Genomic DNA, 25611 nt, shown 5'->3' on the forward strand with positions numbered 1-25611 from the left:
GTGCGCATGACATCTCCGAGCGTCGTGTTGATGTTGCCGCGAGTACTCAACCAAACACGCGGAGGCATCGCTAGATCATTCGCGGACTTAGGCCGAAAGCGCTTGCCTGCAGTGTCGGTCCGCATCAGCCCTTAACGGCTGCCGGGGTGTGCGCCAGCGAGAACGCCTGATGGCGCCCGTCCATGCCGGCTGAGGAGTACAACCGCACCGGAAGCCGATCCGCGATAGCCAACCTCGGGAAGCCCACTGACGCGGTTCACCATGGCGGGAGAAGGCGCCTACCCCAGCGCAGCAGAAGAGGCGCGGCCTCTGGCCGTGCCGTCCGTCCGAACAGCCAGCCGCCCGACCCCCACGCCAGTGCTTCCGCTGCCCGGGAGTGTTCACTCAACCTAGTTGCCTCACATGCCTCATGTCTCTTTACCACCCCCACATAGCCCTCGCGGAGTCCGTTCGAACGTGGGAGTCAGGCGAAGAGATCGAGGATCACGACGCCGTCCTGCCCGGCCCTACCGTTGGTCTGGTCGCCGTGCCGCGCGAAGGCCCCGGCGGCGCCGCCGTAGCCACGTCCAGCACCGCCAGCTTTGGGCGGAGCGCCCTGCCAACTACCGTGCCCAAGCCTGGATTCGCCGCCTGTGTCGCGTTGCCCCTGATTCCCACTGAGCCCGATCGGACCGCCGCCGGAACCCCCGGCCCTGCGCAATGTCGCCGATACCGGCCAGTGGGCCTGACGTCCCGCAGAAGGAAATGGGCGCGGCACCCGCGGACATGACGACCTTCGTCCGCTGGCGACAGCACCAAAGCCTGGTCACCACCCGGGGCGTTGCCTGGAAGAGACACATCGCTGATCCTCGGCATCGGATTCGAGGCCGTCGCATGGCTTGTTTCTGCATAGCTTGACTGCAGTCGGACGCCGCCAGGCCGCGTTCGGCGCAGCTGCCGTGCCAGGCCCGTACCTCGTCGCTGAATCCCATCGCCGGGCAGCCGGTGTCGAAGCGAGGCAAGGAGTTCCGCTTCACCGAACCAGATGCTTGGCGCAAGGTGCACGCAGCCGCTCGCCACCCCTTAGTCCAGTTGGCATCAATGGGCCGGTGACCTGGCCCGACGTCAACGCCTTCTCCCGCCATGGTGAACCGCGTCAGTGGGCTTCCCGAGGTTGGCTATCGAGGATCCGCTTCCGGTGCGGTCGCACTCCTCAGCCGGCATGGACGGGCGCCATCAGGCGTTCTCGTTGGCGGCCGCTATGGGCTGCTGCGGACCGGCACCGCAAGAAAGCGCTTTCGGCCTAAGTCCGCGAATGATCTAGCAACGCCTCCGCGTGTTTGGTTGAGTACTCGCAGCAACATCAACACGACGCACAGGAGATGTCATGCACACAACACGATCCGCGTTTGCTGCAGTCGTCGCAGGGACGTTGATGGCAGTGGCCAGCCCGGCGATCGCTCACGCCCAGTCGCCGCAGACCGACGACTGGGGGCAGGCCGCAACGGCGCCGAGCGGGCAGTCCCTTGCGGCAACCACCTACGGCATCAGAAACTACAAGTCGGGGAAGTTCCTGCAGCCCACCGGCACAGGCAACGGCGCCACGGTCGTCCAGCAGACCGCGAATCAGAGCACCTCCTATCAGCACTGGGGAGCGGTCCCCGACGGCGATTACTACAGCTTCGATAGCCTCGTCGCGGGAAATCTCGGCATCGACGGCGCCAGTACCGCAAACGGCGCGGCGGCCATCGTTGCGACACCGTCCGGCGACGCCAACCAGGACTGGTTGCTGGCCTACAACGCCAACTACCCGGACGGCACCTTCCAGCTGTACAACAAGAAGAGCGGTAAATGCCTCGGCATCGACGGCGCCAGCACCGCCAATGGCGCGCAGGCCCTCCAGTTCACCTGCGACGGATCGGCCAACCAGGGCTGGACACTGCGGCTGCCGTCGTGATCGATTAGCCATCAAGGGTTCTGGATTGCGTCGCCTGGGTGACTCAATCCAGAACCGGCTCATGTCATCGGGCCGATATGCGTACATCCAATAAGGAATCCAGCCCGAGGGCTACCTCGTTGGGCGCGGGCGACCGGATGCGCTACTCCCCCAGCGATTCCCGTACGGCTTGCGCAACTTCTGTTGCATGCCGGACCAGGTAGATCTTCGTCGAGTGCTGTCAGATGCCCAATTGCTGCGCTGCCCGTGGTGACGACAGTCCCGACCCGCGGTGCACGGACAGGCCACGCCAAGGTGCTCCAGGCGGCCAAGTTCAGCGGGAGCCCTGCGATGTCCGTTGCATGGATGTGCAGACAGCACGCTGGTGGCAGGCCCCTCCTGGTCGGGGCCTCGGGGACCCGACGATCTACCGATGCGCAGTGCGCTGTGAGTTGAGGCTCGAGATCCAGGGCTGCGCAAAGATCACTCGGTCTGCGCAATACAGTGTTGATCAGGGGTTTTATCGATTGCGCAGACGGGTGGGACGGTTGGAGTCCCCGAAGCGCAGCGGATGCGCGGCCCCGGGTCTACTGCTGCGCGTCGGCGTGGTGGCGGGTGAGGGCCTGCCACCGCCGTTCGAAATCGTCGGCGTTCTCCGTGATGTAGTCGGTGGTGACGGGCTTGCCGTACTGGGCGGTGATTCCACGGCTTGTGCATTGCTGCGCAACGGCGTCGGCTGCGGGTCTGTCACTGCGCATCCGGTGCTCGGCCCAGACGTTGTAGACCCGGGACGGCAGGAAGTAGCGGCGCAGCGTTGACGGGCTTACCGGCTTTCCACCACGGCCGTGCAGACCCTTCTCGGCAAGGTAGTCGGACAGTTGCTCGCCGGTCGGTTCTCCCCCGTGTTCGGTCTGGTAGTTCATCCAGGCCAGATAGTAGCGGTCGACCGTAGTGAGGACGACGCGCTCTCCGGTTACGGTTTCCGGTTCTGGCGTCAGATCGTCGATAGCAGCGTTCACCTGGGGACTGCGCTTCCCTTTCGCGGCCTGCGCACCGGCGGCAGCAGGCGTCACCTCGGATTCCTCCTGGGCGGAGGAGTCGTGTGCAACTGGCGCGCTCGGGTCGGTAATTCGCTCCTCGGCTGCCGATCCGCTGTTGCCGAACCGGCGCTCCTGGAAGCTCTTGACGAAGGCGACCAGGTCGTCGCCGATGATGGGCCGGCCGCCGCTGCCGGTGATGCCATCCCGCTCGTAGACGAATGCCGCGAGGGCAGCGGCATCAGGGTAAACGCCGCGTTCCTCTTCGTGGCTGCGCCATGCGCTGTAGAAGTAGTCGTACCAATGGTCGGCTGGTTGGTCCGCCTGCTGCGGTTCGTCCGAGTTGATAGGAGCCGCGGTGTACGACGCGTAGCGGTCCTGGAGGACTTGCAGGAGAGGCTGCAACTGCGCCTCGGAGAGGGGGCCGCCCGCACCCGTAGTGATGCCGTAGGCGTCGCGGAGCCAGAGCGCCCACTGCGTGACGGTTGGCTCGGTCTGGAACTGGGTGATGAACGCCTGGTAGGCCTCAGCGAACCGCTCGGCGTCACCCTCGGCGACTTTCTCCGGTTCGATTGGCCGCGCGGGCGCCACGGCTGGAGCCTGCTTCGGGCGCGGCTCGATGTTCGGCGGTTCGGCTGTTTCCGACTCATGGTCTGGTCTGACCTCGAGCGCGGGGCCTTCGGACTGGGCTGAGGCGGGAGCAGGAACCCGCTCGACGGTGAAGATGATCGGCGGCTCGTCGATGCCCGCCGCCGCCAGACCCGCCGGGGCGGTCTCCGCCAGCGGGACGCCGTAACGGGCCAGCCGCAGCGGCATCAGCGACTCCACCGGGGCCTTGCGGCGCCAGGCACGGCCGAAGCGGGAACGCAGCCTCGCCTGGTAGACGAGACGTTCCTGCTCCAGCTTGATCACCTGCTCGTAGGAGCGCAGCTCCCACAGCTTCATACGGCGCCAGAGCAGGAAGGTGGGCAGCGGTGAGAGCAGCCAGCGCGTGAGGCGCACGCCCTCCATGTGCTTGTCCGCCGTGATGTCCGCGATCCGGCCGATCGCGTGCCGGGCCGCCTCGACGGACACCACGAACAGGATCGGGATCACCGCGTGCATACCCGTGCCCAGCGGGTCCGGCCAGGCCGCCGCGCCGTTGAAGGCGATCGTCGCCGCCGTCAGCAGCCACGCCGTCTGCCGCAGCAGCGGGAAGGGGATGCGGATCCAGGTCAGCAGCAGATCCAGGGCCAGCAGGACGCAGATACCCGCGTCGATACCGATCGGGAAAACATACGAGAAGTTGCCGAAGCCCTTCTCGAGGGCCAGTTCCCGGACGGCCGCGTACGAACCGGCGAAGCCGATTCCGGCGATGATCACGGCGCCGGTCACGACCACGCCGATGAGAACGCGGTGCGTCCGGGTCAGCTGAGGTATGTCGCCGTCAGCCACGCACCGCTCCCCTGCCGCATCGGACTTCCTGAACAACCATCACACTTTCATGTGCTTGGCGGCCCTGCGACACCTTTGGCGCCTCCCGTCGCGGATTCGCGGGAGGCGCCTGCGGCGGCTCAACTCGCCGGCTCAACGGTGAACTGCGCCATGGTCTCTGCGAACTTCGCGGGGTCGCGCTCTTGGCCGACCTGGGCAAGTTGGCGCAGCAGTTCGAAGAACGCCGGCTCTTCCATTTTCCGCTTGAGGTGCATCGCGATGAACCACGGATCGTCGTAGGGCAGCGAGCGGGGCTGGCTGCCCTCCTTGTCCACCGCCTTCTTGGCCGGGCCCGCTTTAGCGTTGCGCGGTTCCGGTACGCCCTGGTCAGGCTCCGGCTCGGGTTCGGGCTCGTCGTCCTTCTGCTTCGCTTCGGCTGGTGTGGCCGGTGTGGCTGGGGAGTTGATGACGGGACGGTCATTGCTTACGTCGTCATTGCCTGCGTCACCCTCCGGCGTGCCTTCGGCCTGGTCGTCTGCCTCTGCAGCTTCGACTGCCTCCTTTCGTACCGGCTGGGAGACGGCCGCCCGGAGCTGTTGTTCCTTACGCGCCCGTTCCGCCTTCAGCTCTGCCAGAGCCGCCTCTTGCTGGTCGGCGGGCTTGTTGCCGACGGCACGCAGCAGGTCGATGGACTCCTGCCCGATCCTGGACTGCAGTTCGGGGGTGAGGTTGAGGAGAGCAACGCGCTGTGACACCCAGCCCTGCGAGCGGTGCAGGCGCTTGGCGAGAGCGCGCTGACTGCCGTGGATGGCCAGGAGCCGTTGGAGAGCGCGCGCTTCGTCGAGCTCGTCGAGGTCCTGGCGGTGGATGTTGGCTACGAGGGCGGACTCCAGGAGCTCCTCGGAGGTGCCGCCTTGCTCGTCACTGACCATGACCTTGAGGGTGGTGAGCCCGGCTTCGCGGGCTGCCGCAAGCCGGCTGCTGCCGTCGATGACCACATGCGTGATGTCGTGCTCGAGGTCGGCTGCGCGGTCGGGGTTGGCCTTGATGTAGGCGTCCCGGTTCATGACCGTGATGGCCTGCTTCTGACCATGGGTCCTGAGGCTGCCCGCCAGGTCGGTCAGGTCACCGAGGCTGGATCGGGGGTTGTCGGGGTTCGGGCTGATGCGGTGGACGGGGAGTTCGGTCGGCGGGGCGACTCCGTCGGTGGGGACCCCTGTAGCGGCGGCGACGGCTTGGCGGCGTGCGCTGACGTTGCGCACGGACCCGCCGAACCTGCCGCTGCCCAGCTGGTCGGCCTTGCTCACAGCACCTCCCTGGCGAGTGCGCGCATGCCGACGGCCTGCTGCGACTTGGGCGCGTAAGACAGCAAGGGCTTCTTCACGCGGACTGCTTCCTTCTGTTCCTTCAGGTCGCCGATGAGCCCGACCACCCTCGGATCCTTTATGTCGACCCACCCCTGGAGCGAAGACGTCGCGATGTAACCGCGGCGGGAGTCGTAGAGGTTGACGACGATGCCGAGGTAGTCGATGTCGATCTGGAGGTCGTTGCGCAGGTCTTCGATCTGGGTGGTCAGAAGCTCGTAGGCGTCGGCGGAACTGTCCTCGGCCTGAACGACGATGAGCGCTCCGGACTGTCCGGGATTCTCGGCGTCGCGGCGGCGGCCGTAGTAGGCGGCGGCGTCCATGCTGAGCCCGAGGCTCGGCGGGCAGTCGACGATGATTACGTCGTAATCACTCTCGAGCGGAGCGAGGGCCCGCTCGAGAGCGGCTTCGCGGGCACGGACGGCAGACAGGCGCACGTCGAGGAGGAAGGCGTCGTTGCACGCGGGCAGCAGGTGGAGGCGGCCGTCGAAGCTTTCGTCGTCGACGGCGACGATCAGGTCGTGCAGGTCGCCCTTGGGGTCGCCAGCCATGTGATTGGTGAGACTGTCGCCGTTGAGCGGCAGCGGGCTTGCGCCAAGCTGGTTGGTGAGGTGGCACTGCGGGTCGAAGTCGACGAGCAGGACGCGCTGTCCGGGCCCGGGCAGATTCTCGATGTCGAGGGCGCCGTCTTCGAGCGCGGCCTCGCCGCCTTCCGTCTCGCTGGCACGCAAAGCCTTGGTGAGGGCCTTGGCTACCCGCACGGGATGCAGGGAGTCGGCGTCTTCGGCGAGTGCTTCGCCCAGTCCGGCCGTGATGGCGGTCTTGCCGACGCCGCCTTTCTGGTTGCAGACCACGATGCGGCGGGTGATGGCGGGACGTCGGACGCCGGGGGCGGGGTTGGTGTCGAGCCAGAGTTGGACGGCCTGAGCCAGGCCCTGGATGAGGGAGACGCCCCGGTCTCCGGCGCTCTCGCGGAACTCTTTCCATTGGGCGGCCGGAATCCAGGTGGAGAAGGAGTCCGCGCCTGCGGTGTCGACGGTCGTGGGCGTCGAGGCCAGGGTGCACCAGTCTTTGATGCCCTGTTCGACGGCGCTTTGGATTTCGACGCCGAGCTGCGCGGCTCTGATCTTGAGCTTCTGCCGGAGTCGTGCCGGCAGTTTGGAGACGACCTTCTCGCGGTCGCTGGAGGTGGCTGGGGTACTCATGGTGACACCATACTAACGTCGTAGATCATCTACCTCAGCGACACGTTACCTAGACCAAGTTGATGCACGGACGGCTGTGCCCGCAGGTGATTACGGCGTAATCACCTGGCGACTCCTCACCCTCACCCCGCGGGCTCCTCAACCAGGCCAGCGGGCCAGGCACCCCAGGGCTCGCCGCTGGCCCCCACGTGCCGCAGCGCCCAGGGCCGCGGCACGAACTACGCTCGAGGTGATTACGGCGTAATCACTCCCCCGTCACCACTCCCCCGCCCGCAGGCGATTACGGCGTAATCACTTCGCGGCTCCTCGCCCTCACGCCGCAGACTCCTCAACCAGGCCAGCGGGCCTCGCACCCCTGGCTCGCCGCTGGCCCCCACGTGTTCTGTCTCAACGAAGTTGTTCGTCTGCGCATCGCTAACCTTCGTGGACTGGATTGGGTGAGACACAACGACAGGGTTCGTTGAGACAGACGGCAGGTGTCCGGGCCGGAGCAGGCTCAGCCTCCGGTGTCCCGTCTCCGAGGAACTGGCCCCCGTCTCAAGTGAACTGGTCCAATTCGCTGGCGGTCTCAGGTGTCCTGGCTCGCCAACGTGTGTGACTCGGTGCGGGCGTACCGCTGTGGCTCTCAGCCCTGCACGGATGAAGTGACCGAAGTCGTTCCCGCGCGGGCCCCGGCACCGGTTCCTCCACCGCCGGCCGCCCCGCCGATCCCACCTGAGCTGGAAGCCGTGCTCACGCGGATGCGATTTCCCTACCTGCGCAAAGCCGCCCCCGAGGGTCTCGCGACCGCGAGATCACAACGCTGGGACCCGGCCGAGGTCGTGCGGATTCTCCTGGGGACAGAAATTAAGGGCCGGGACGAAGCGACTCGCCGCAACCACCGCAGCCTCGCCCAGCTGCCTTCGGGCAAGACCTTCGAGTCCTGGAAGGAGACCGAATCCTCCATCCCCGTCCCGACCCAGCATGCGCTCATGACGCTGGAATGGGTCACCAGGGCGGAGAACTTGGCTGTCGCCGGGCCCAGCGGCACGGGCAAGAACCACCTGGCGGAGGCACTGGCGAACAAGGCGATCGACCAGGGCATGAAGGGCGCCTGGTTTACCTTGAAATCGCTCACCGCCCACCTGGGGCGGGCGACCGTGGACAACACCGTCTCCAGGGGCGTCGCGAAGATCACCCGATGCGACCTCATCGTCGTCGACGACAATCGGCATGCTGCCGTCCGGGCAGGCCGCCGCCGAGGCGTTCTACCGTGTGATCGATGCAGCCTACGAACGCCGGTCCGTGGTCGTGACCTCTCGAACCTCCACCCGTCAGGATTCGATTTGATCATGCCGAAGACGCTGGCCACCGCCGCCGTCGACCGGCTCCTGCACCACGCTCACATCGTCCTGCCCGAGGGCTTCTCACTGCGGCTGATCCAGGCCACCAGCGGACAGGGCGTCGTCCCGCTGAACCAGCCCGGCTGATCCCGGCCTCCTCAGACGGGCTCCGGAAGATGACCGAGGTGCTTGATGACGCGCTCACGCAGCAGGAGGTACTCCTCCCAGCGACGGGGCAGAGGGCCCGGCGGGCGCTCGACGACACGGGCAGCGGTGACGGTCTGGCCCCGCTGGAACTGCTCGCGCGTCAGGTCGAGTTCCACCCCGCTGGCCAGCCGGTTCCACCAGTGGAAGCCGTGCTGGGTCCCGTCAAGGTGCACCTCGCCGACCATGAGATCACCGCCGAAGACGTCGTGGACGATCAAGGCCGTGATGTCACAGTGCCCCCAGGCCGGGTTACCTGGCTGCCAGTCGGCTTGATCGTCGGGCGAACAGGTGTCGGCAGCCCAACCGGCGCGCAGGGCCTTGCCGAGATCGAGCAGGTTCCAAGGGATCATGCCGCCAGCATCCCAGCCACCACTGACATCGGCGCTGACACAGACTCCACGAGCGTGGCCTTCCAGAGGCCGCACGACCCGCCGATCAGGGATCGAATAGTTATACCGGACAGGGAGATCAACTGTCCGCCAGCAAGGACCTGAACTGTCCGCTCACCCGGATGTCCCACTGTCCGTGGACAGCCTCTGGCCCCCCACGTGCCGCAGCGCCCAGGGCCGCGGCACGAACTACGTTCGAGGTGATTACGGCGTAATCACTCCCCCGTCACCACTCCCCCGCCCGCAGGTGATTACGGCGTAATCACTTCGCGGCTCCTCACCCACTCGCCGCGGGCTCCTCAACCAGGCCAGCGGGCCTCGCACCCCTGGCTCGCCGCTGGCCCTCTCGGTGTCCTGTCTCATCGAAATTGGTCGTCTGCATGCGGCTGACCTTCGTGGGCGGGATTGGGTGAGACGCGTGGACTCGGTTCGTTGAAACAGACCGCAAGTCTTGTGCTTGCCGCATCGCGTGCTGCGGCTAGGCCTCGCTCGTTCCTGAGCCGGACCAGACGGCGAGGTCGCCTCCAGGCAGCGATGTGAAGCGCCACCCTGTTGGGCCCGTGACCTGCCACGCCTCGAAGTGCATATCGGATGAACAGGTCAGGTGGTGGCCGGTGTCGAAAGCGAGACGCAGGGTGCCGGACTTGAACGCGACCGCCGACAGGACCTTCGCTCCGAACAGAGTCAGGGCCGCTGCAACGTCCTGCGATTCCGGTTTCAGGATCACGGACGGGTTGGCGTGGGCGGTCCCAAGCGAGAGGTTGACGGATGCTTCCAGTGCGACTTCCCAGTCCGAGTCGAGGGCCAGCACGAGCCGGAAGTCCACGCTGATCTTGGTAACGCTCATGCCGCGAAGGTTCAGGATCCACCGGTTCTCGTGTTCTACAGGACTCTCTTCAGCGCTCACTCCTGCACCTTGGCTGATTCGACAGCCGAGAGCCATGGGATTTCCGGGGCCAGGCGGCAGGGCTAGAACCATGTTCCGGCTGTGGACACGAGCAGATCACACACCGCGTCCACGTGCGTCAACTTGACGCACTGCTGCCCTCGGGGTGATTACGGCGTAATCACCTGGCGGCTCCTCGCCCACTCGCCGCCGGCTCCTCCTCATCGAGGTCGGCGGGCCACGCACCCCTGGCTCACTCCTGGCCCCTCGTGCCGCAGCGCCCAGGGCCGCGGCAGGAACTGCGCTCGGAATCAGCAGCACCCTCCAGTCTTCGGTGACGGTGCCAGGTCTGAGCGCCGCCTAAACGACGCGCGGAACCCTGCGCACTCGGCCACGCATCTCCGAACAGAGCAGACCGATGAGGCGACAAACCGGGGGCGCACACACCTGACTGGCACCGGGCTCTCCACTCAAGAGCAGGCGCTCTGGGACGCCTTCCCCACGGGGCAGACGTCGACCTGAGACAGCACTCCCCCCGAGCCTGCCTCCGTTCTCCAGCGGCTGGCCCGGGCCAGCGTCCTCACTCATCGCAGCGGAATGGGTCCTTGCTACCCCGATCGCCACGGGCCTCACCCGTGCGCCCGCGCGCCGGTAGCCGCGCACTGGGGGAGCGGAAGGGTAGGTCCTACAGCTGAAGGTGATTACGACGTAATCACTTTCAGCTGCCTCGACACAGTGAGACGTCAGCCGCCGGCTACCAGCGCTGCGGCAGCTGCCACCGCCGCAAGCGCACCCTCACCCTTCTCAGCCGTCCGGGCTGCGCGGTCTGCCTTACTCAGCTCACGCACCACGGCCTCCACGTAGATACCGAGGCTGACGAACTGGGTGGGCGTCTCGCAGTGGGGGAGTACAGCTTCGATCTGGTCCAGCCAGAACGTCACGTCATCGTCGTCATCCAGAACGACCCGGTGCTCAAGGAGCCTATGCGCGACAGGAGCCATCAAGGCATGCCGGCGTGAGGCTTCCTCTTCCGCACGGCGTTCCACCGCGGCTTGAGCCGCAGCCTGTCGCTCGGCAAGCAGAACCGCCTCAGGAGTACGGCGTACCGGCAGGTCCGGGTCTGCGGGATTGGTCAGGGCAGCAGCACGCAGTCTCAGCGCCTTGTTGTAGGCAGCGCTCGGCGCGTTGACCGCAAGCGCGGACGCAAGTTCCGCCCACTCCGCCCCTGCGGCCCGCGCATCGTCAACGGCTCGGGACTGGTGGACATCCGCCTGCTGGCGCAGGTACTCCCACAGCCGGGTGCGGTCGAGTGCGGATGCACGCCGTGCGGCCACGCTCTTCAGGGCGCCGGTGTGAGCCTCAAGGTAGAGAAGGGCACCGAACAGTTCGTCGTCGGCCGGCATGCGACCGATGTCCTCGTCCTCGGCCTCCTCATGCAACTGGCGCAACTGCCCGACGACCGCTGCCGTATCGAGATGGCCAACCCTCACAGGGGGTCTGAGCAGCGGTTTTGTCGGGTCCTTCGACCTACGAGCTGTGCGAGCCATGTATCAGAGTGTGCCCCACCCCACGGGATTCACATTCTGTGAAACAACATCTGGCCGACCTTTGTCCTCTCTTGTGACGGAGCACGCCAGTTGGCCATTGCGCACGTCACCAGCCAACTTGGCCACCCGCAGACGAGTGCGATCAAACCGCAACTTCGCCAATCACGCGTTCAACTGACGGTCGATGAGCCATCGCGCCTGGGCAACATCGCCGCTGCCCACGGTCAGGCCGGCCCTGGCAGCAACGTAGAAGCGGTCCCGGCCTTCGTCCGCGCGCCGTACAGCAGCTACCCAGTCGAAGCCGTCGCCAGCGACACCACGTGCCTCCCGCTCCAACTGCAGCACCGCCCAGCGCCACTCGCGCGCAGCGGCCACAGTGTCAGCGTCACCCAGCAGAAGCACCGCCTCCCAGGCTTTGGTCCGCTGGGCGTCCGCTTGGGCAATCAACTCAAGCCCCGTAGCCCGATCGATCGGATGCGCACGCGACGAGGGCCGCGACGACGCGGTGAGCCGATGCGCAAGCAAGTGGACCTCCTTGAGCGCCCGACCGAACTCGGAGTAGGCATCCAGCCGTCGTTCATCCCACCGCACCGACAAGGCACGCGCCCACTGCGCCCTGTCATTGAGCCGTGCCGTGAGCAGCGTCCCAAGGACACCGACGATGACACCTATGAGGGCAGGCAACTGGTTCAGAAAGGCAGTCATCCCCACAGCCTGCCCGCCACAGCATCCGGTCAAGAGGCACGCTCAGAGCGGCCAACTGGCCTTCTCACCGACACCTATGTCGGGTCGGCGGACAATGCCCCGGGCTGGCCAGGGCTCCCTTCCTGGAAGCGTCGACCGCAGCACTTGCCTCGCAGGTCCCCAGACCCTGCTGTTCCACGGGCTTGCGCCACCACGACGTCCGTCGTTCTGGCGTCCCCCTTCGCTGACACCGTGTGACGTCTGGCGGATCCCTGGCTGCCCAACACCACATCGGGGAGAGCGTGCCAGCTCGCTTGAGTGATTACGGCGTAATCAGAGCGAGCCTGCCAGCTGCGCCTGGTACGGCGCTCAATGCCATCCCACGAGCCTCGGGCCGAGCGCTCCCGAACCTTGGCTCCAAGCCTCAGCCTCTCGCCGGCAACCGCAGAACCAGGTCGCGGCGGACGTGAAGCGTGGTCGGGTTCATGGGGAGCGGCTACCCGGTTCCCCTGCCGAAGAGGCCAGGCGCCGCTCGCCTTCGGGCTACTGCTGGTTCCTCGCGATGCCTTCCTCCGCCGCCCGACGTAGTGCAGCGGACCGAACCTGGATCACGAGGGGGCCGCGGCATTCACGATGTCCAACCCAGTCCTCTGGGGACCGTCCGCTCGATAGTTGGGCCCTGAGAACGCGGACCCTCCCGCTTGCCAGCCCGCGAGTGATTACGGCGTAATCACTCAGACCGCCGCCTCCCCCGGGCACTGGTGATTACGCCGTAATCAAGCCTCTGCCCGATTCCAGAGATCAGCGGGCCAACTGTCGGCGTCTGTCCCGTCTCACTCAATCGAGTCGCCTTCTCAGCGAACCGAGTCGTTCGGGCTTCTGTCTCAGCGAACCTGGACGCGCGGCTGTATGGGCTCGGGGTGCTGTGCGGCGGTACCAGCTGGGGTGGATCAGGCGGGGCCGTGCATCGAATTGTCGTACGTGGACGCGGTGCAGCGGCGCTACCGGCGTCCGCTGCGGGACAGTGTGACCGGACGGTTCGAGGATGTCGCTCCGGCACACACGTTTCGCTGGTCGCGCGGTGAGCGTCAACGATCCGCAGCATTCGGCTCGTCGGCCTGGTGCCGATGCCAGCCCGATACTGACCTGCCTCGCAGCCGCTTCCATGATCTAGTGCCGGTCATGCCGTTGCTGCTGCTGGACCTCGACAACACCCTTGTCGACCGCGATGCGGCCTTCCGCGCCGCCGTCGTCGACTTCCTCGCCCAACACGGCCTGCCTGCCTCCGACCTCACGTGGGTGCTGACTATTGATGCCGGCGGCCATACGACGTGTCAGGAAGTCGCCGCAGCTCTGACCGACCGGTGCGGGGGAGTGGTGCCGACCACGACCATCCGAGCCCTTCTCGACACTGGCACCGCCCATCGCGTCGTCCTGGCGCAGTCCACCCGCGAGGCGCTAGGCAAGGCACAGGCACACGGCTGGAGTTGCGTCATCGTCACCAATGGGCGCACCGTCCAGCAGGAAGCGAAGATCCGTAACACCGGACTCGACCAGCTCGTCCAGGGCTGGGTCATCTCTGAAACCGTCGGCTACAAGAAGCCGGAACCGGAGATCTTCCAGGCGGCCGGCGCCACCGTCAACCTGGCCCTGCCGGGCGCGTGGGTCATCGGCGATTCACCGCACGCTGACATCGCGGGCGCCCACACCCTCGGTCTTCGGAGCGTATGGGTGACGAACGGACATGCCTGGACCCAGGACTCCTACTGGCCCACCCATGTGGCTGACGACGTCGCTTCCGCGATCAACCACACCATCAGGACATCGAGATAGGGCGCCACCAACCCCGAAACCTGTCATGTGTCTCAACGATTCCGGTTCACGCGTCTCACACAATCCAGCCCACGAAGGTCAGCACCCGAGGACGACCAACTTCGTTGAGACAGGACAGCGCCGAGGTAGCAAAGGCAGCTGTCCGACCGGGTCTGAAGAGATCTACCGCTGGCGATTCCTCCGACCGATGGGAAGGGAGCGCCGCCGGGACACCGTGTATGGCAACTTGCGCACGAACTGCCGCTCCCTCGCCCCGCGAGTGATTACGCCGTAATCACTCCTCCGGCCGAGCTCCATCAAGAGACTCGTCCGTCGTGGCTGCCCTGCATGTTGATGGGCGGCCCAGCGGAAGTGCCAGCCAGGCAAGGGTGCCGTCGCGGCGGCCAGTGATTGCCAACTCCCGTGCGATGGCTTCGCTGGCCAAGTCATGTCCTTCGCGCTCGGCCTGCTCATCCAGGTGCCCTTCCGCAGCCATGATCTCTGCGGTGTGCCTCATAGCCTGTGGCGTGGCGCGTGCCGACGTGCGCACAAGCCACTGTGATGGGCCAGCGACCTATCGCCGCACTCATGGCATCACCTACTTCCATGGCTGCTACTCGGTCGGCGATGACCAACTCTGGGGAGTCGTCCGCCGACGCAAGGGCATCGGCCACACTTGGGCGGCCCTACGGTCGATCCGCGCGGCCCGTTCGGACGGCGCCCCGATCTACGTGATTCTCGACAACCTGTCCGCGCGCCTGAACTGGCGGATCCACCGCTGGGCCGCCCGGAACAAGGTCGATCTCTGCTTCACCCCGACCTACACGTCCGGGACCAACCCAATCGAGGCCCACTTCGGGCCCCTTCGGCAGTTCACCCTCGCCAGCTCGAACCACCCCAACCACAGCGTCCAGAACCGGGCTTTGCACGCCTATCTGCGCTGGCGCAACAAGAACGCCCGTCACCCCGATGTCCTCGCCGCCCAACGACGCGAACGCGCCCGCATCCGCAGCCAGAAGCACATCCGCTGGGGCGGCAGGCCACTTCGGCTTGCGGCCTGAACCCCGGCAGACCTGCTGGTGACAGCACTAGTCGTCGAACTCGAAGCCTGCCGTCTCGGCACGGGCAACAATCTCGCGAACGGCACTGGGGCTCAAGATCACGGGCTCAAGGGCAGTCTTGAGCTGCGCGAGGTCACCCGAGCTCCCGAGCGCACAGAACATGCCGCCCTCACTGTCGAAGTCGAGGCGCTCAGCAAGATCCGGCCAGGCGAACTGCACAAGACCTTCCCAGAAGTACCCATTCGGCTCGTGTCCGGCGGCAACTACTGCAGCATCGGCGGCCAGGTCACCAGCAGCGAGTGTTAGCGAGTGCTCGCCGTTGAAGTCGTGCAGGGTGATCGTCACGGCGCGATCTTCCCACGCCCAGTGCACAGGCTGCCCAACCCAACAAACTGCTTGTCCGCTCCGGATCCGGCGAACCTTTCCGGTCACAGCACTAGGGACTGTTTCTTGGATCATGTGCGGAGCCAGATCATGAGGGCTGCGAGGGTGACGGTGCCGAGGTAGATGTAGGCGCGTTTCTCGTAGCGTGTGGCGACGGCCCGGAAGCCCTTCAGTCGGTTGATGGCTCGCTCGACGGTGTTGCGCTTCTTGTAGCGCTCGCTGTCGAAGCCGGTGGGCCGGCCGCCACGGGAACCGCGATTGCGCCGGTGTCTTTGCTGGTCGAGGCGTTCGGGGATGGTGTGGGCAATGCCGCGTCGTCGCAGGTAACGGCGGTTCTTCCGGGACGTGTAGGCCTTGTCCGCCAGTACATGGTCCGGCCTGGTGCGAGGGCGTCCGACTCCGGTGCGGGGCACGGAAACCTGGTCCAGGACGCGCTCGAGTTGAGGACCGTCACCGTAGTGTCCTGGCGTCAGGACGAGGGCGAGGGGCCGGCATCGTCCGTCGGCGACGAGATGGAGCTTGGTGGTAAATCCTCCGCGGGAGCGTCCCAGACACTCGCCGATCTGACCACCTCCTCCAGCCGGACGACCAGTTTCCGAAGCACCGGATCGACCCGATTCCTCCCTGGGCCGGCCCCCCTTTGAGGAACCCCGGCCGGAGGCGCATTCCGCGCGCCGGCGGCGTGCTGGTGAGCTCGCACCGCTGTGGAGTCCACCGACACGTGCCAGTCGATACGGCCCGCCGCATCCTCGGCCGACTGCACCCTCGACAGCAACATCGCCCAGGTTCCATCCGCTGACCAGCGGCGATGACGCTTGTAGACCGTCTCCCACGGACCGAACCGCTCAGGCAGATCCCGCCACTGCACCCCCCGTCCGCACCCGGTACAGCACCCCGTTGATCACCCGGCGGTGTTCACTCCACCGACCTCCACGCGCACCACCCGGAGGTAAGAACGACTCCAGCTGATCCCACTCCGCATTCGTCAGGTCTCCGCGGCCCATGCAACCAGCCTGGACCCAACACCCCACACTCGTCAGGAGATCCGAGAAACAGCGCCTAGGTCGAAGCCAGCCGCCAGGTACTGAGTGACCATGCCGTCCTTGGCGCAGCACGCAGCTGCGACCAAGCGAGGGTCGTCCGACTTGCTGCTCAGATCGACTTCACGAGGCGTGAATGCCGCGGGCCTAGAGGACGCGTCCGGCCAGCAGGTAGCGAGCGTGCCCGTGCGGGTCAGGGTTCTTGGGGTGGCGCGCAGGGGCTGTGAGCGTGCCGTGTTCAGGCCTGGCCGGTGGGGGAGTGGTCAGCAACTCGTCGAAGTAGCCGGGTCCTGGCCAGATGGTGCCCAGGACCAGAATGGGCGCGCGGGTTGTGTCTGCCAGGAGAGTGCGCAGCGCGGCGGCTAGCTGCTCACCGTGATCGGGGTGCAGCAGGTAGTGGTGGGCTTCGTTGAGCCAGACGACGGTCCTGGGTCCGACTCTGTCGCGTTCGGCGAGAGCCGCCCGGGGGCGCCCGGGATCGATGGGGTGCCACAGCCGCCAGTCGTCTGGCAGGGCATGCGCGGCTCCATAGCAGGCTCGAGTCTTGCCCAAGGATGAGGAGCCGACCGGCATCACCAGGTGGCTGGTGCCGCGGGCTGCCTCGGTTATGAGGCGCCACAGCTCGAGGTCGTGGTCACATTCGACGTAGCTGGGCCGCCCCCTGATGCTTCGCCAGGTGATCTCGTGGTGGACCTCGAGGTCATGGGGGTCGATCTCTTTGACAGGCCGTCCGAGGGGTTCGGCGGGCTGAACTTGCCGCCACAGGGCGGCGACTTCTTGTCCAGCCTCCTGGCCGTCGCCACCGGCCATGCGGGTCAGCACGGTCACCACTGAGACCGTGTCCGATTGTTTTGCGGGAACGGCGGTATCGCCGATTAGGTGACTCTCATCGGCAGCCGCCAAGGTTCGACCGAGTCGCGGAGAACGGGCGTGGCCCTGATCTTCGTTGGACAGGGCCATCTCGCCGCTGCGAGTGCCGAATAGATACCCCGAACTGCGCTGGCGAGATGAGCCTAGATCACCTGGCCGACACTGATCACAAACGAAGCTTGCGTAACAATCGGCACATAAGCGACTCGCAGAATGGGGCCTCCAGCGGCCGATCTCCGAGTAGGCAATACGATCGGACCTCGGACCTTACGATAGGCCGCCAGAAGCCCATACAGGCTCTTCAGGTCCGTTCACGGCGCCCTTAATTGCCACATCCGTTCCGGAAACAGCTCGGCCGGGGGCTCCAGCTCCGACGAACTTCCAGCCGTCCCACTGCGCGGCGGATCGCGCTGCACCTACGAGTCGGGGCTCCAGGGCTCCGGGTACCGCCGGGCGGCGAACTGCGCGGAACTGAACTACAACGGGTACTCCTCGGGGGAGTGGGTGACCAGGGCGTGGCCCGTGTCCGACTTCGAACTCGGCGGCCGGGCCGGAGAGCTGCAGGGGAGGCGTGGTCAGGATTCCGTGGGACCAGCGATTTGAGTCAGGAAGGGATCAGCGGCGAGGCGTTGACGCGCCTGGTAGAGGTGGACCCGGACTGTACTGGGGCTGATACGCATCTGCTGCGCAATGTGGGCTGTGGGGGTGCCGAGCGCCCACAGCCAGGTGACCTGCCGCATGCGGCAGGGAAGCCGGTTGATTGCGTCGGCCAGGCCACTGTTGCGGTGGCTCTCGATGGTGATGTCTTCGGAGCTTCGCTCGTTTTCGTTGCTGCCTAGAAACTCGCCGGTCGTCACCTCAAGTCTGAAGCGTGCTGAGGCGAAGTGGTCGGCCACAAGATTGCGGGCGATGGTGACCAGCCAGGCGCCGAAGTCCCGGCCTCGCCAAGTGAACGTATGCAAGCGCGCGAACGCACGAAGGAAGACTTCACTGCACAGGTCCTCGGCGGTCGCTCTACTTCCGACCCGGTAGTAGACGTACCGGTACACCGTGTCGCTGCAGGCAGAGTAGAGCTGCGCGAAGGCTGCGCTGTCGCCATCCTGGGCACCCTCCACGCACTGCACGATGCCCTGGATCCCGTACGCAGGTTCCCCGCCCAGAGGGCGGGGAACCTGCGATGCTGATGCTGGCATTACCCCTCAGCTGCCGGGGCGCCGGGGCGGTTCAGAGCAATCCACAAGGTGGCCGCAGCCTGGATGAGAGCTGCGGCGCTGGCCGTGACCGCCGGGGCCGGCGTGGCAAGGCACACTGGCACCGCCAACAAGATGATGACCACGAGCACAATCACTTGGACGCGACGTGGACGGGGCATGCGCCAGAGCGGCCGCCTGAACTGGCTGCCGGACGGATGCAGAGAGTGCTGCATGACGTGAACTCCTCTGCCTGAGAGGGCCTTTCACCGTGCTCCGGCCAAGGACTGCGGCGGAAAGCCCCGCGAGACTGACACCTTGTAGTGTGGGACTAGTCACATACTTCGTCCAAGGTCCCGGGACAGTGGACAAGTTCACACGTGCTGGACTAAACGCCGTCGGTGGGGCCATCGTTGAACACTTCGCCAGCACACCCACCGCGGGGCGCTGCGGTTCAGACGGGTGCGGAATACTTCCGCGCCTGAGAGAGGCCCGCCGTCTCGCTCCGGCCAAGAGACTAGGACGGCGGGCCTTCGCAACGAGGGCGTCGGCTCGCAAGGTGACGGCGGACGTGATTGCCACCCAGGGGCTGGAAGTTACTCAGGTGGTGATGAGCGAGGGGTTGCCCCTGGCCGAGGGGGCAAGCCTGAAGCGGCCGACCGCGTCGCCGCTCGAGGCCATCGCCAAAGGCCTGGCCACTCCGTCGATTCCTCAGCAGGAGAAGCGAACCTGCCGGGCAAGCACGGCACCACGAGCTATCTCACCCGGCTTACAGACAAGACCAAGATCACGCAGAACCAGAGCACGGCCTGCCCCACCAGCCTCCCGCGTCCACTGTTGGCATCCTGTGATGAGTACCCCTTCGCCTCAACGTGGCAGGGCGCCGACACGGGCGGCAGCTACAGCCAGCGCATGATCGATGCGAAGCAGAACACGGGCGGCGGCCGGGCTTTGAGCCTCTTCTACCTGTACAACCGCATCATCGAGAATGACCGGTTCCTGGTATGGATCAAATAGCCGTAACTCCGACTAAGGACTGCGGATGAGCGACGAGGTCGAACGGGGCAACGGACGTGTCCCAGTGCAGTACCACCAGTTCAACATCAGCGACGAGGAGGGACCCACCGCCCCAGATCTGGAGTACGAGCACAACGGGCTCGCTCAGGTCACCGACGGTGTCACCGTGGTCCACACCGGCATCCACACCGGCGACGTGGACGTCACCGTCACCTTCCACGAAACCGCCCCCGCACCCGGCAACGACGACTGGCAGGAGATCGTGGAGCTCTCCGCACACTCCGCATCCGGCGATCTCATGGTCCGCGGCCTGATGGACGACCTGGACGAAGAACTTCCCGTCCTGTCGTTCAACGGCCCTGGCGACTACCGGCTGCGCATTCACGCCCGCGGCCGAGACACCGCAGTCGACCTCGCCCCTGATGAGGTCACTGAGTGGTACCTCATCCAAGCGTACCGGCACCTACCGCACCCGTCACCGTGCTCCGCCACAGCGACAGCTACGGCGCCTCGGTACGCTCTCGCTGAGCACTTCACCCCTCTGCCCACCCACCGCCACCTGGGCGGACAGAGCCATCTGCACCGCAGGTAGGAAAGACCGCCGTGGCAAACAGCGCAGGTAGCTCCATACCTGGCAGGCCGTCCAGAAGCTGGTGAAGGTCCACGGGTCGCAGGGCGAGGTGCCCAGGAGGCTGGGCAAGACTCCGCCGTGGGAGTCGCAGCATCTGGCGCTCCTGGAGCTCACTCCCGAGCTCCAGGAGCAGGTGAAGGCCAGCGAATTGAAGGTGGAACCCGCCCGCCGTATCGGCCGGCTGCCCAAGGGGCAGCCAGCGGGTGAGGCGCAGAAGGCCATCGCCGCCGCCAAGACCCCGCGCCAATCGATCACGGTTCAGCGGCCGTCCCCGCGTAGCCCGGCGGTGCCGAACTCGCCCTTGTTACGGCTTGAGGGCGGTAGGTCCTGTGCCAGTGAACGCTCGATTCCTGGACAGTAGTTGAGGTACAGGAAATCCCGGTGAGATTGATCTGCACACCGGCGATCCGCGATGGTGAGCCGCCGGCATCGGTCTGGCCGCCTCCACGGCCGGCACCCGCACGGACAAGCCGCTGCTGACCTTCAAGCAGATCGCCGTGGTGGTCGCGTGGACCGTGGACGTATGGGTGACGCAGCCACGGCGCCGACTACGACGCTCCTCACAGGGCCAGTGCGGTTCGTGCCAGTCCGCGCAGCCAGGCGTGGGCGTGATCGGTGTCGTAGCGCTGATGCCATGACAGGTATATCGGTGCCGACGGCAGTTCGAGCGGGAGGGGGAGCACGACCAGGCCGAGGTCGGCGACCGCTGACCGCGTGGTGGCTTCGGGGACGCTGATCAGGATGTCGGAGCCGCGCGCGAACTCCAGAGCGGCCCCTTCCGTGGGCGCGGTCGCCACCACACGGCGGGTGAGGCCAAGCCGGGCGAGGGCGTCGTCGATGGCGTTGGTGAGGTTTCCACGTCGCGAGACGGTGACGTGTTCAGCGTCGGCGTACTGCTGTGCGGTAAGGGTCCTGACGCGGGTGAGGGGGTGCCCCTGCCTCGCGACGACGACGAGGCGGGTCTCGCCCACGTTCTCGGCACGGATGTCCGGTGCGCTCGGGCGGTTGGAGTTCGCCTCCAGGTCGACCTCGCCGCGCCGCAGTTCGGGGGTGTCGATGCTCGATTCCGCGACGAAGCGCAGCCGCACGCCCGGCGCCTGTCCGCGCACGGCCGCGAGCAGTGCGGGGCCGCTCAAGGCGACGAGGGAATCGTGCCAGCGGAGTGTGAACGTGCGCTCGAGCGTTGCCAGATCGAGTTCACGGCTCGGTGCCAGCACCCCCTGGACCTGGTGCAGCAGCTCGTGCACCTGTTCCCGGACGGCGATCGCATACGGCGTCGGGGTCATCGTGCGGCCGGTGCGCACGAGGATCTGATCCCCGGTCGTGCGCCGGATCCGGCCCAGACTCCGGCTCATCGCGGGGGCGGTGACATGCAGGCGCGCCGCCGCCCCGGCCACACTGCCCTCCTCCAGCAGCGCGTCGAGCGCGGCGAGCAGGTTCAAATCCAATTGCATATGAGTAATCCTAGCCGTGCCTGACATGCATTTGAAGTTAATCGCTGGGCTGCCTACCGTTGAGGCGAAAGCGCAAGAAGTAACGCGCAGTTCGGCCCTCGACCGGCCTCAGCACCCCTCCTCAGACGGGAATACCGCCATGTCCGAAACGCTCCAGACCACCCACGTCGCCGCCTCCGACGCCGACCTGCTCGCCCAGACCGCGATCGCCGTGCGCGAGGCGGGTTCGGCGCTGCGCGAGCGCTTCGGCGAGGTGGTCCGCTACCAGAGCCACGAAGAGCTGATGCGCGCGCTGGCCGTCAACGACGACGCGGCTCTCGACATCCTGCGCCCCCGTCTCACGAGCCTGCGCCCGCAGGCCGGCTGGGTGGAGGACGAACTGGACGGCGGGGCGCTGCCGGCCGGCGAGTGGTGGGTCGTGGATCCGGCCGAGGGCAACGTCAACCACCTGCACGCCCTGCCGGAGTGGGCGGTGACCGCCACCCTCGTGCGGGAGAACCAGCCGGTGCTCACCGCAGTGCACCTGCCGTTGACCGGCGAGACCTACACCGCGCTCACCGGCGCGGGCGCCCACCTCGACGGCCGGCCGCTGCACGTCTCCCAGACCGCCGACCTCGGCCTGAGCATCGTGGCCACCAGCCAGGCCCGGCCGGACGAGGACGAAAAGGTCGTGCGGCGGGTCGGCTCCTCGATCACCGCGATGCTCTTCGACGCGCTCGTCGTCCGCGTCGCCGTACCCGCGACCCTGCACCTGCTGAACGTAGCCGCCGGCCGGATCGACGCCTTCTGGCAGTTCGCCGGCGCCCGCGCGGACCTGCTTCCCGGAGCGCTGCTCGTCACCGAGGCCGGCGGCCGGATCTCCGACGCCGAGGGCCGCCCCTGGACCCCCCAGAGCCAGAGCTTTGTGGCCGCCGCGCCGGGCGTCCACGCCGAGGCCGTGTCCACGCTCTCGCGCTGACCGCGCACTACAACCCGCACGCCCACGGAAGGACCAGATCATCATGACCAAGATCGCAGTTCTCGGAAACGGCCGCGTCGGCGGCAACCTGGCCGCAGCCCTCGCCCGGGCAGGACACGAAGTGACAGTGGCGGACCGCACGCCGGGCGCCGCCGCCGACGCCGCCCGGACTGCCCGGATCGTCATCAACGCCACCCCGGGCGCCAGCTCGCTGGACCGGCTCGCCGCTCTGCGCGAAGAACTCCGGGACAAGATCCTCGTCGACGTCTCCAACGCCACCACCGACGGACCGGACGGACTGCCCGCCGATCTGATCTACCCCGGCTCGAGCCTGGCCGAACAGCTCCACAACGCGCTCCCCGAAACGCGCGTCGTCAAGACACTCAACACCATGCTCTTCCCGGTGATGACCTCGCCGGAAACGCTCACCCAGACACCGACCGTGTTCCTCTCCGGCGAGGACGCGCAGGCCAAGCAGAGCGTCCGCGAACTGCTCACCGACCTCGGCTGGCAAAAGGAATGGATCACCGACCTCGGCGGAATCCAGACCGCCCGCGCCACAGAGGCCGCGATCCTGTTCGTACCTCACGTCATCCGTTCCACCACCGGATTCACACCCTTCGCGATCTCAATCGCCCGCTGACTGTCGAGCTGCGCCGGCTGGAGGTAGCCGGAGCCGACGCGTGGCATGGATGGGTTCCCGGTGGGACACGATCGTGGGATGTACTGTCCGCCTTGCTGGCGGAGTCGACGTTGACCTAGGGGCGTCAGGCATAAACTCTCGCCTCGCCTCGTCAGTCATCCGTCAGAACTTGAACCCGGCGACGTCCTCTTCGTCGGCGTCGTGCCAAGCCCGGCCCGCCGCATCAAGGAACCCCAGCCAGACCGTTACCGCAAAGGCGTACTTCCTCCGCGTGGCCGGCTCGCGCTACGCATCCGCGCTGAGGCGAAGAACCCGTAAACCTCTGGCACCGACCAACCATCGGCCCGCAGCAGCACCGGCCGTCCCAACTGCGTGCCGTGCGCGTGCGCCCACTCCGCCAGCGTGGCCACTCACAGTCACTGAAATCCCAGCAACAGTTGGTTGTGGCTAGAGACCTTCAATCGCTGAGGTTACGGCGGTTGGAGGTCGAGGCCGGTCTTGGCGATGAGGCAGGGTCGGCACTGCCTCCGTCACCCAGGGCTTGCCGACAACCGAAGCCAACGCTCCGTCGCCAACGGTTCGTCGACATCCGACCCCGGTCCGGTACGGACCTGCGAATCCTGAGGTCCACTGTCGACGATGCTCAGTGGCGCATTACACGGTCACTCCGCGCTACTCCGGTCCTCGTACGGTTCCTGTCTTCTTCGAGATCACCGCGACGGGCACCAACCCGGACGGTTCACCCGGCCTGTCCTTCAGCCAGGCGGTTCCCACCTCGATCTACAGGCCCCAGCCGGGCTGGAAGAACCTGGGTACGGTCACGGACAGCCGCAATGGAAAGATCATGCCAACCGGTGCGACCCGTTGATTTCGATGAGAGGCAGAGACGCCATGAGTTGGATGGAGACTCTCAGGCAGCTCTTGCCCTGCCATCCGGGAGCAGGGGACGCCGTCGATTGGACTGCGGTGGAGCACAGTTGGGGGACAGGTTTCCCGCGCGACTACCAGGAATTCATCACGCTCTACGGATCGGGGGCCGTTGACGACTACCTCGGCTTCCTCCTCCCGGAGTCCCGGGCAGTGGAGGGCGCAGAACCCACCTACCAGGGGATGGAGGCGGAGACGCTCAACGCGCTGCATTTCTGGGAGTACAAGGCCCCCGAGGGAAGCGGGCAGAGCGGTTTGATCGCCTGGGGTGTCGACTCCAGTGCCGACATCCTGTGCTGGCGAGTGACCGACAGTGATCCGGACGGCTGGCCGGTCGTCGTGTGGAACCAAGATGACGGAGTCTGGCTGGAGTATCCGTGCGGTCTCGTCGAATTTCTGTGCCGGGTCTTCCGCGCAGAGTTCGACGAGTGCCCGCTCGGTTCTGTCAACCTCTGGGGCAACGCGTCGCCCCGATTCCTTCACCGCGACGAGGAGGCACGCCTGCGGAGTCAAGGTCTCGACCCGTGGACTGGGGAACCCGACCCGTTCGCCGGCATGTTCAGCGACTGAGACGACTCGCACAGTATGGGGCGATGACCGGCTTCGGTCCACTGGCGTCTAGGGATCTTCAATGGCTGGAATTACGGGCGATTGGAGGTCTAGGCCGGTCTTGGCGATGAGGCCCTCGATGAGGCCGGGTCGATACTGCATCCGTTTGAGGCGGGTCTTCACCAGCGTGGTGAGCTGGTCGAGGCCGTGTTTGGTGAGTCGGGCCAGGGACCGTTTCAGGTGCGACCAGACGCCCTCGACCGGATTGAACTCGGGAGCGTGCGGCGGCAGTTGGTAGACGGTCAGCCACGATCGGGCGTCGATCAGCTGCCGCATGGTGCGGCTGACGTGCGTGTTCAGATTGTCCCAGATCAGGACGATCGGGCCGCCGAGCTGCTGGTGTGCGGCGTCGAGGTAGGCGGGCGTAGTCGCCCACGGTGAAGCCCTTGTGGCGGCCTTTGGCGGGGCCACGGTCGAGGTGGATGCGGTAGATCAGTCTGGGCCGGTTGCCGAACCTGGGGCAGATCAGTGCCGCCATGGAGACGCGTTTGGTTCCTGCGGCGGTGACTCGCACGACGGGCGTGTGGCCGCGTCAGGCGCCCAGGTCCGCCGCCGTCTTTTTATGACGGGCCCCTGCTCGTCCTTCCAGGTGGCGATCTTCGCCTCGTCGCGCTCGGTGGCCTTGCGGGAGGGAACCTGCACGCTCCAGCCGATGCGGTGCAGCAGCAGGCCCATCCCGGCCAGGGTGTACTCGACGCCGAACCGGTGGCGCACGACCTCGGCGATCCCCGTCAGAGTCCAGCACTGGTCGGCCCAGCCACAGGTGGCTGGGCCAGCCTCCAATACCCTCTCCAGTAAACGTAGTTGACCTGCATCGAGCTTGCAGCGGGCACCACCAGGGCCCTTGGAAACCAGAGCTTGCCGACCACCCGAAGCCAACGCCCGTCGCCAGCAGTTCGCCGACTTCCGGGTCACCCGGAACCGTCGGGCCACCTCCCGGTCACTAGCCCCGGCCTTGATCAGATCGGCCGCCGCCAGCCGGGCCCCCTCACGCTGGGCCCGCTCCAGCCGTCAGACCGCCGCCATCGGGATACCTCACTCCTCCG

Annotated in this window: 20 protein-coding genes and 4 pseudogenes; 11 read left to right on the forward strand and 13 right to left on the reverse strand. The window is 66.5% G+C overall.

Annotated elements, in window-relative coordinates; genetic code table 11:
- Nucleotides 1-1366: 1366 nt before the first annotated feature.
- On the forward strand, nucleotides 1367-1936 hold the full coding sequence (locus OG736_RS45220; RefSeq protein WP_327188017.1) for an RICIN domain-containing protein: 570 nt from the start codon (nucleotides 1367-1369) through the stop codon (nucleotides 1934-1936).
- Nucleotides 1937-3683: 1747 nt separating this feature from the next.
- Here the strand turns inward: OG736_RS45220 and OG736_RS45225 are convergent.
- The 3 genes and pseudogenes from OG736_RS45225 to OG736_RS45235 form a co-directional block, all read right to left on the reverse strand.
- A pseudogene (locus OG736_RS45225) lies at nucleotides 3684-4371 on the reverse strand (DUF2637 domain-containing protein); the annotation flags it as partial.
- A gap of 134 nt (nucleotides 4372-4505) precedes the next feature.
- On the reverse strand, nucleotides 4506-5672 hold the full coding sequence (locus OG736_RS45230) for a ParB/RepB/Spo0J family partition protein (protein ID WP_327188018.1): 1167 nt from the start codon (nucleotides 5670-5672) through the stop codon (nucleotides 4506-4508).
- Nucleotides 5669-6934: a ParA family protein gene (locus tag OG736_RS45235; protein ID WP_327188019.1), complete on the reverse strand. Its 1266-nt coding sequence runs from the start codon at nucleotides 6932-6934 to the stop codon at nucleotides 5669-5671. Before OG736_RS45235 ends, OG736_RS45230 begins: the two co-directional genes overlap by 4 nt.
- 644 nt (nucleotides 6935-7578) lie before the next feature.
- Between OG736_RS45235 and OG736_RS45240 the strand changes: the two genes are divergently transcribed.
- Nucleotides 7579-8403: an ATP-binding protein gene (locus OG736_RS45240; RefSeq protein WP_327188020.1), complete on the forward strand. Its 825-nt coding sequence runs from the start codon at nucleotides 7579-7581 to the stop codon at nucleotides 8401-8403.
- Between the two features lie 11 nt (nucleotides 8404-8414).
- Here OG736_RS45240 and OG736_RS45245 read toward each other — a convergent pair whose 3' ends face one another.
- From OG736_RS45245 to OG736_RS45260, 4 genes are all read right to left on the reverse strand, one after another.
- Entirely contained in the window at nucleotides 8415-8813 is a 399-nt protein-coding gene (locus OG736_RS45245) for a YunG family protein (RefSeq protein ID WP_307160888.1), read from the reverse strand.
- A 517-nt stretch (nucleotides 8814-9330) separates the two neighbouring features.
- The gene (locus tag OG736_RS45250) at nucleotides 9331-9759 is read right to left on the reverse strand and encodes a DUF6188 family protein (RefSeq protein ID WP_327188021.1); all 429 of its coding nucleotides are present in this window, start codon (nucleotides 9757-9759) and stop codon (nucleotides 9331-9333) included.
- A gap of 722 nt (nucleotides 9760-10481) precedes the next feature.
- Complete coding sequence (locus OG736_RS45255) at nucleotides 10482-11285, reverse strand: hypothetical protein (protein ID WP_327188022.1); 804 nt, start codon at nucleotides 11283-11285, stop codon at nucleotides 10482-10484.
- A 162-nt stretch (nucleotides 11286-11447) separates the two neighbouring features.
- Nucleotides 11448-11990 (reverse strand): hypothetical protein, encoded by a 543-nt coding sequence (locus tag OG736_RS45260; RefSeq protein WP_327188023.1) that lies wholly within the window; start codon nucleotides 11988-11990, stop codon nucleotides 11448-11450.
- 1161 nt (nucleotides 11991-13151) lie between these two features.
- Here OG736_RS45260 and OG736_RS45265 point away from each other — a divergent pair.
- Together OG736_RS45265 and OG736_RS45270 are read left to right on the forward strand one after the other, a co-directional pair.
- Nucleotides 13152-13802 (forward strand): HAD family hydrolase, encoded by a 651-nt coding sequence (locus OG736_RS45265; RefSeq protein WP_327188024.1) that lies wholly within the window; start codon nucleotides 13152-13154, stop codon nucleotides 13800-13802.
- Nucleotides 13803-14347: 545 nt separating this feature from the next.
- Nucleotides 14348-14842: pseudogene (locus OG736_RS45270) on the forward strand (IS630 family transposase); the annotation flags it as partial.
- Nucleotides 14843-14869: 27 nt separating this feature from the next.
- On the opposite strand, the gene OG736_RS45275 reads toward OG736_RS45270, so the two are convergent.
- The 4 genes and pseudogenes from OG736_RS45275 to OG736_RS45290 all read right to left on the reverse strand — a co-directional run bounded on the left by OG736_RS45275 (nucleotide 14870) and on the right by OG736_RS45290 (nucleotide 18251).
- Nucleotides 14870-15187: an Imm51 family immunity protein gene (locus tag OG736_RS45275; RefSeq protein ID WP_327188025.1), complete on the reverse strand. Its 318-nt coding sequence runs from the start codon at nucleotides 15185-15187 to the stop codon at nucleotides 14870-14872.
- Between the two features lie 110 nt (nucleotides 15188-15297).
- Nucleotides 15298-16230 (reverse strand): annotated as a pseudogene (locus tag OG736_RS45280) (IS5 family transposase).
- Nucleotides 16231-16413: 183 nt separating this feature from the next.
- Nucleotides 16414-17094, reverse strand: a complete 681-nt coding sequence (locus OG736_RS45285; protein ID WP_327188026.1) for a hypothetical protein — start codon at nucleotides 17092-17094, stop codon at nucleotides 16414-16416.
- A 617-nt stretch (nucleotides 17095-17711) separates the two neighbouring features.
- The gene (locus OG736_RS45290; RefSeq protein WP_442817222.1) at nucleotides 17712-18251 is read right to left on the reverse strand and encodes a sigma-70 family RNA polymerase sigma factor; all 540 of its coding nucleotides are present in this window, start codon (nucleotides 18249-18251) and stop codon (nucleotides 17712-17714) included.
- A gap of 537 nt (nucleotides 18252-18788) precedes the next feature.
- Here OG736_RS45290 and OG736_RS45295 point away from each other — a divergent pair.
- From OG736_RS45295 to OG736_RS47430, 3 genes are read left to right on the forward strand one after another with little or no spacing between them, the layout of a single operon-like run.
- A complete protein-coding gene (locus OG736_RS45295; protein WP_327188027.1) occupies nucleotides 18789-19343 on the forward strand; it encodes a NucA/NucB deoxyribonuclease domain-containing protein in 555 nt (184 codons plus the stop codon).
- A 25-nt stretch (nucleotides 19344-19368) separates the two neighbouring features.
- Nucleotides 19369-19935: a hypothetical protein gene (locus OG736_RS45300; RefSeq protein ID WP_327188028.1), complete on the forward strand. Its 567-nt coding sequence runs from the start codon at nucleotides 19369-19371 to the stop codon at nucleotides 19933-19935.
- Between the two features lie 58 nt (nucleotides 19936-19993).
- Complete coding sequence (locus OG736_RS47430; protein WP_442817231.1) at nucleotides 19994-20335, forward strand: ParB-like helix-turn-helix domain-containing protein; 342 nt, start codon at nucleotides 19994-19996, stop codon at nucleotides 20333-20335.
- Between the two features lie 199 nt (nucleotides 20336-20534).
- Here OG736_RS47430 and OG736_RS45305 read toward each other — a convergent pair whose 3' ends face one another.
- Nucleotides 20535-21428 (reverse strand): LysR family transcriptional regulator, encoded by an 894-nt coding sequence (locus tag OG736_RS45305; protein ID WP_053747144.1) that lies wholly within the window; start codon nucleotides 21426-21428, stop codon nucleotides 20535-20537.
- Between the two features lie 139 nt (nucleotides 21429-21567).
- Between OG736_RS45305 and OG736_RS45310 the strand changes: the two genes are divergently transcribed.
- The 4 genes from OG736_RS45310 to OG736_RS45325 all read left to right on the forward strand — a co-directional run bounded on the left by OG736_RS45310 (nucleotide 21568) and on the right by OG736_RS45325 (nucleotide 24526).
- Nucleotides 21568-22386 carry a 3'(2'),5'-bisphosphate nucleotidase CysQ gene (locus OG736_RS45310; protein WP_327188029.1) on the forward strand — a complete coding sequence of 273 codons (819 nt, stop codon included), beginning with the start codon at nucleotides 21568-21570 and terminating at the stop codon, nucleotides 22384-22386.
- Nucleotides 22387-22429: 43 nt separating this feature from the next.
- Nucleotides 22430-23029 (forward strand): NADPH-dependent F420 reductase, encoded by a 600-nt coding sequence (locus tag OG736_RS45315; protein WP_327188030.1) that lies wholly within the window; start codon nucleotides 22430-22432, stop codon nucleotides 23027-23029.
- A 646-nt stretch (nucleotides 23030-23675) separates the two neighbouring features.
- Nucleotides 23676-23897: a hypothetical protein gene (locus OG736_RS45320; protein ID WP_327188031.1), complete on the forward strand. Its 222-nt coding sequence runs from the start codon at nucleotides 23676-23678 to the stop codon at nucleotides 23895-23897.
- Between the two features lie 23 nt (nucleotides 23898-23920).
- Complete coding sequence (locus OG736_RS45325; RefSeq protein WP_327188032.1) at nucleotides 23921-24526, forward strand: SMI1/KNR4 family protein; 606 nt, start codon at nucleotides 23921-23923, stop codon at nucleotides 24524-24526.
- Between the two features lie 48 nt (nucleotides 24527-24574).
- On the opposite strand, the pseudogene OG736_RS47435 reads toward OG736_RS45325, so the two are convergent.
- Nucleotides 24575-25604: pseudogene (locus OG736_RS47435) on the reverse strand (winged helix-turn-helix domain-containing protein).
- Nucleotides 25605-25611 lie beyond the last annotated feature (7 nt).

Source organism: Streptomyces sp. NBC_01334 (assembly GCF_035983595.1).
In the GTDB taxonomy this organism is placed as follows: domain Bacteria; phylum Actinomycetota; class Actinomycetes; order Streptomycetales; family Streptomycetaceae; genus Streptomyces; species Streptomyces coriariae.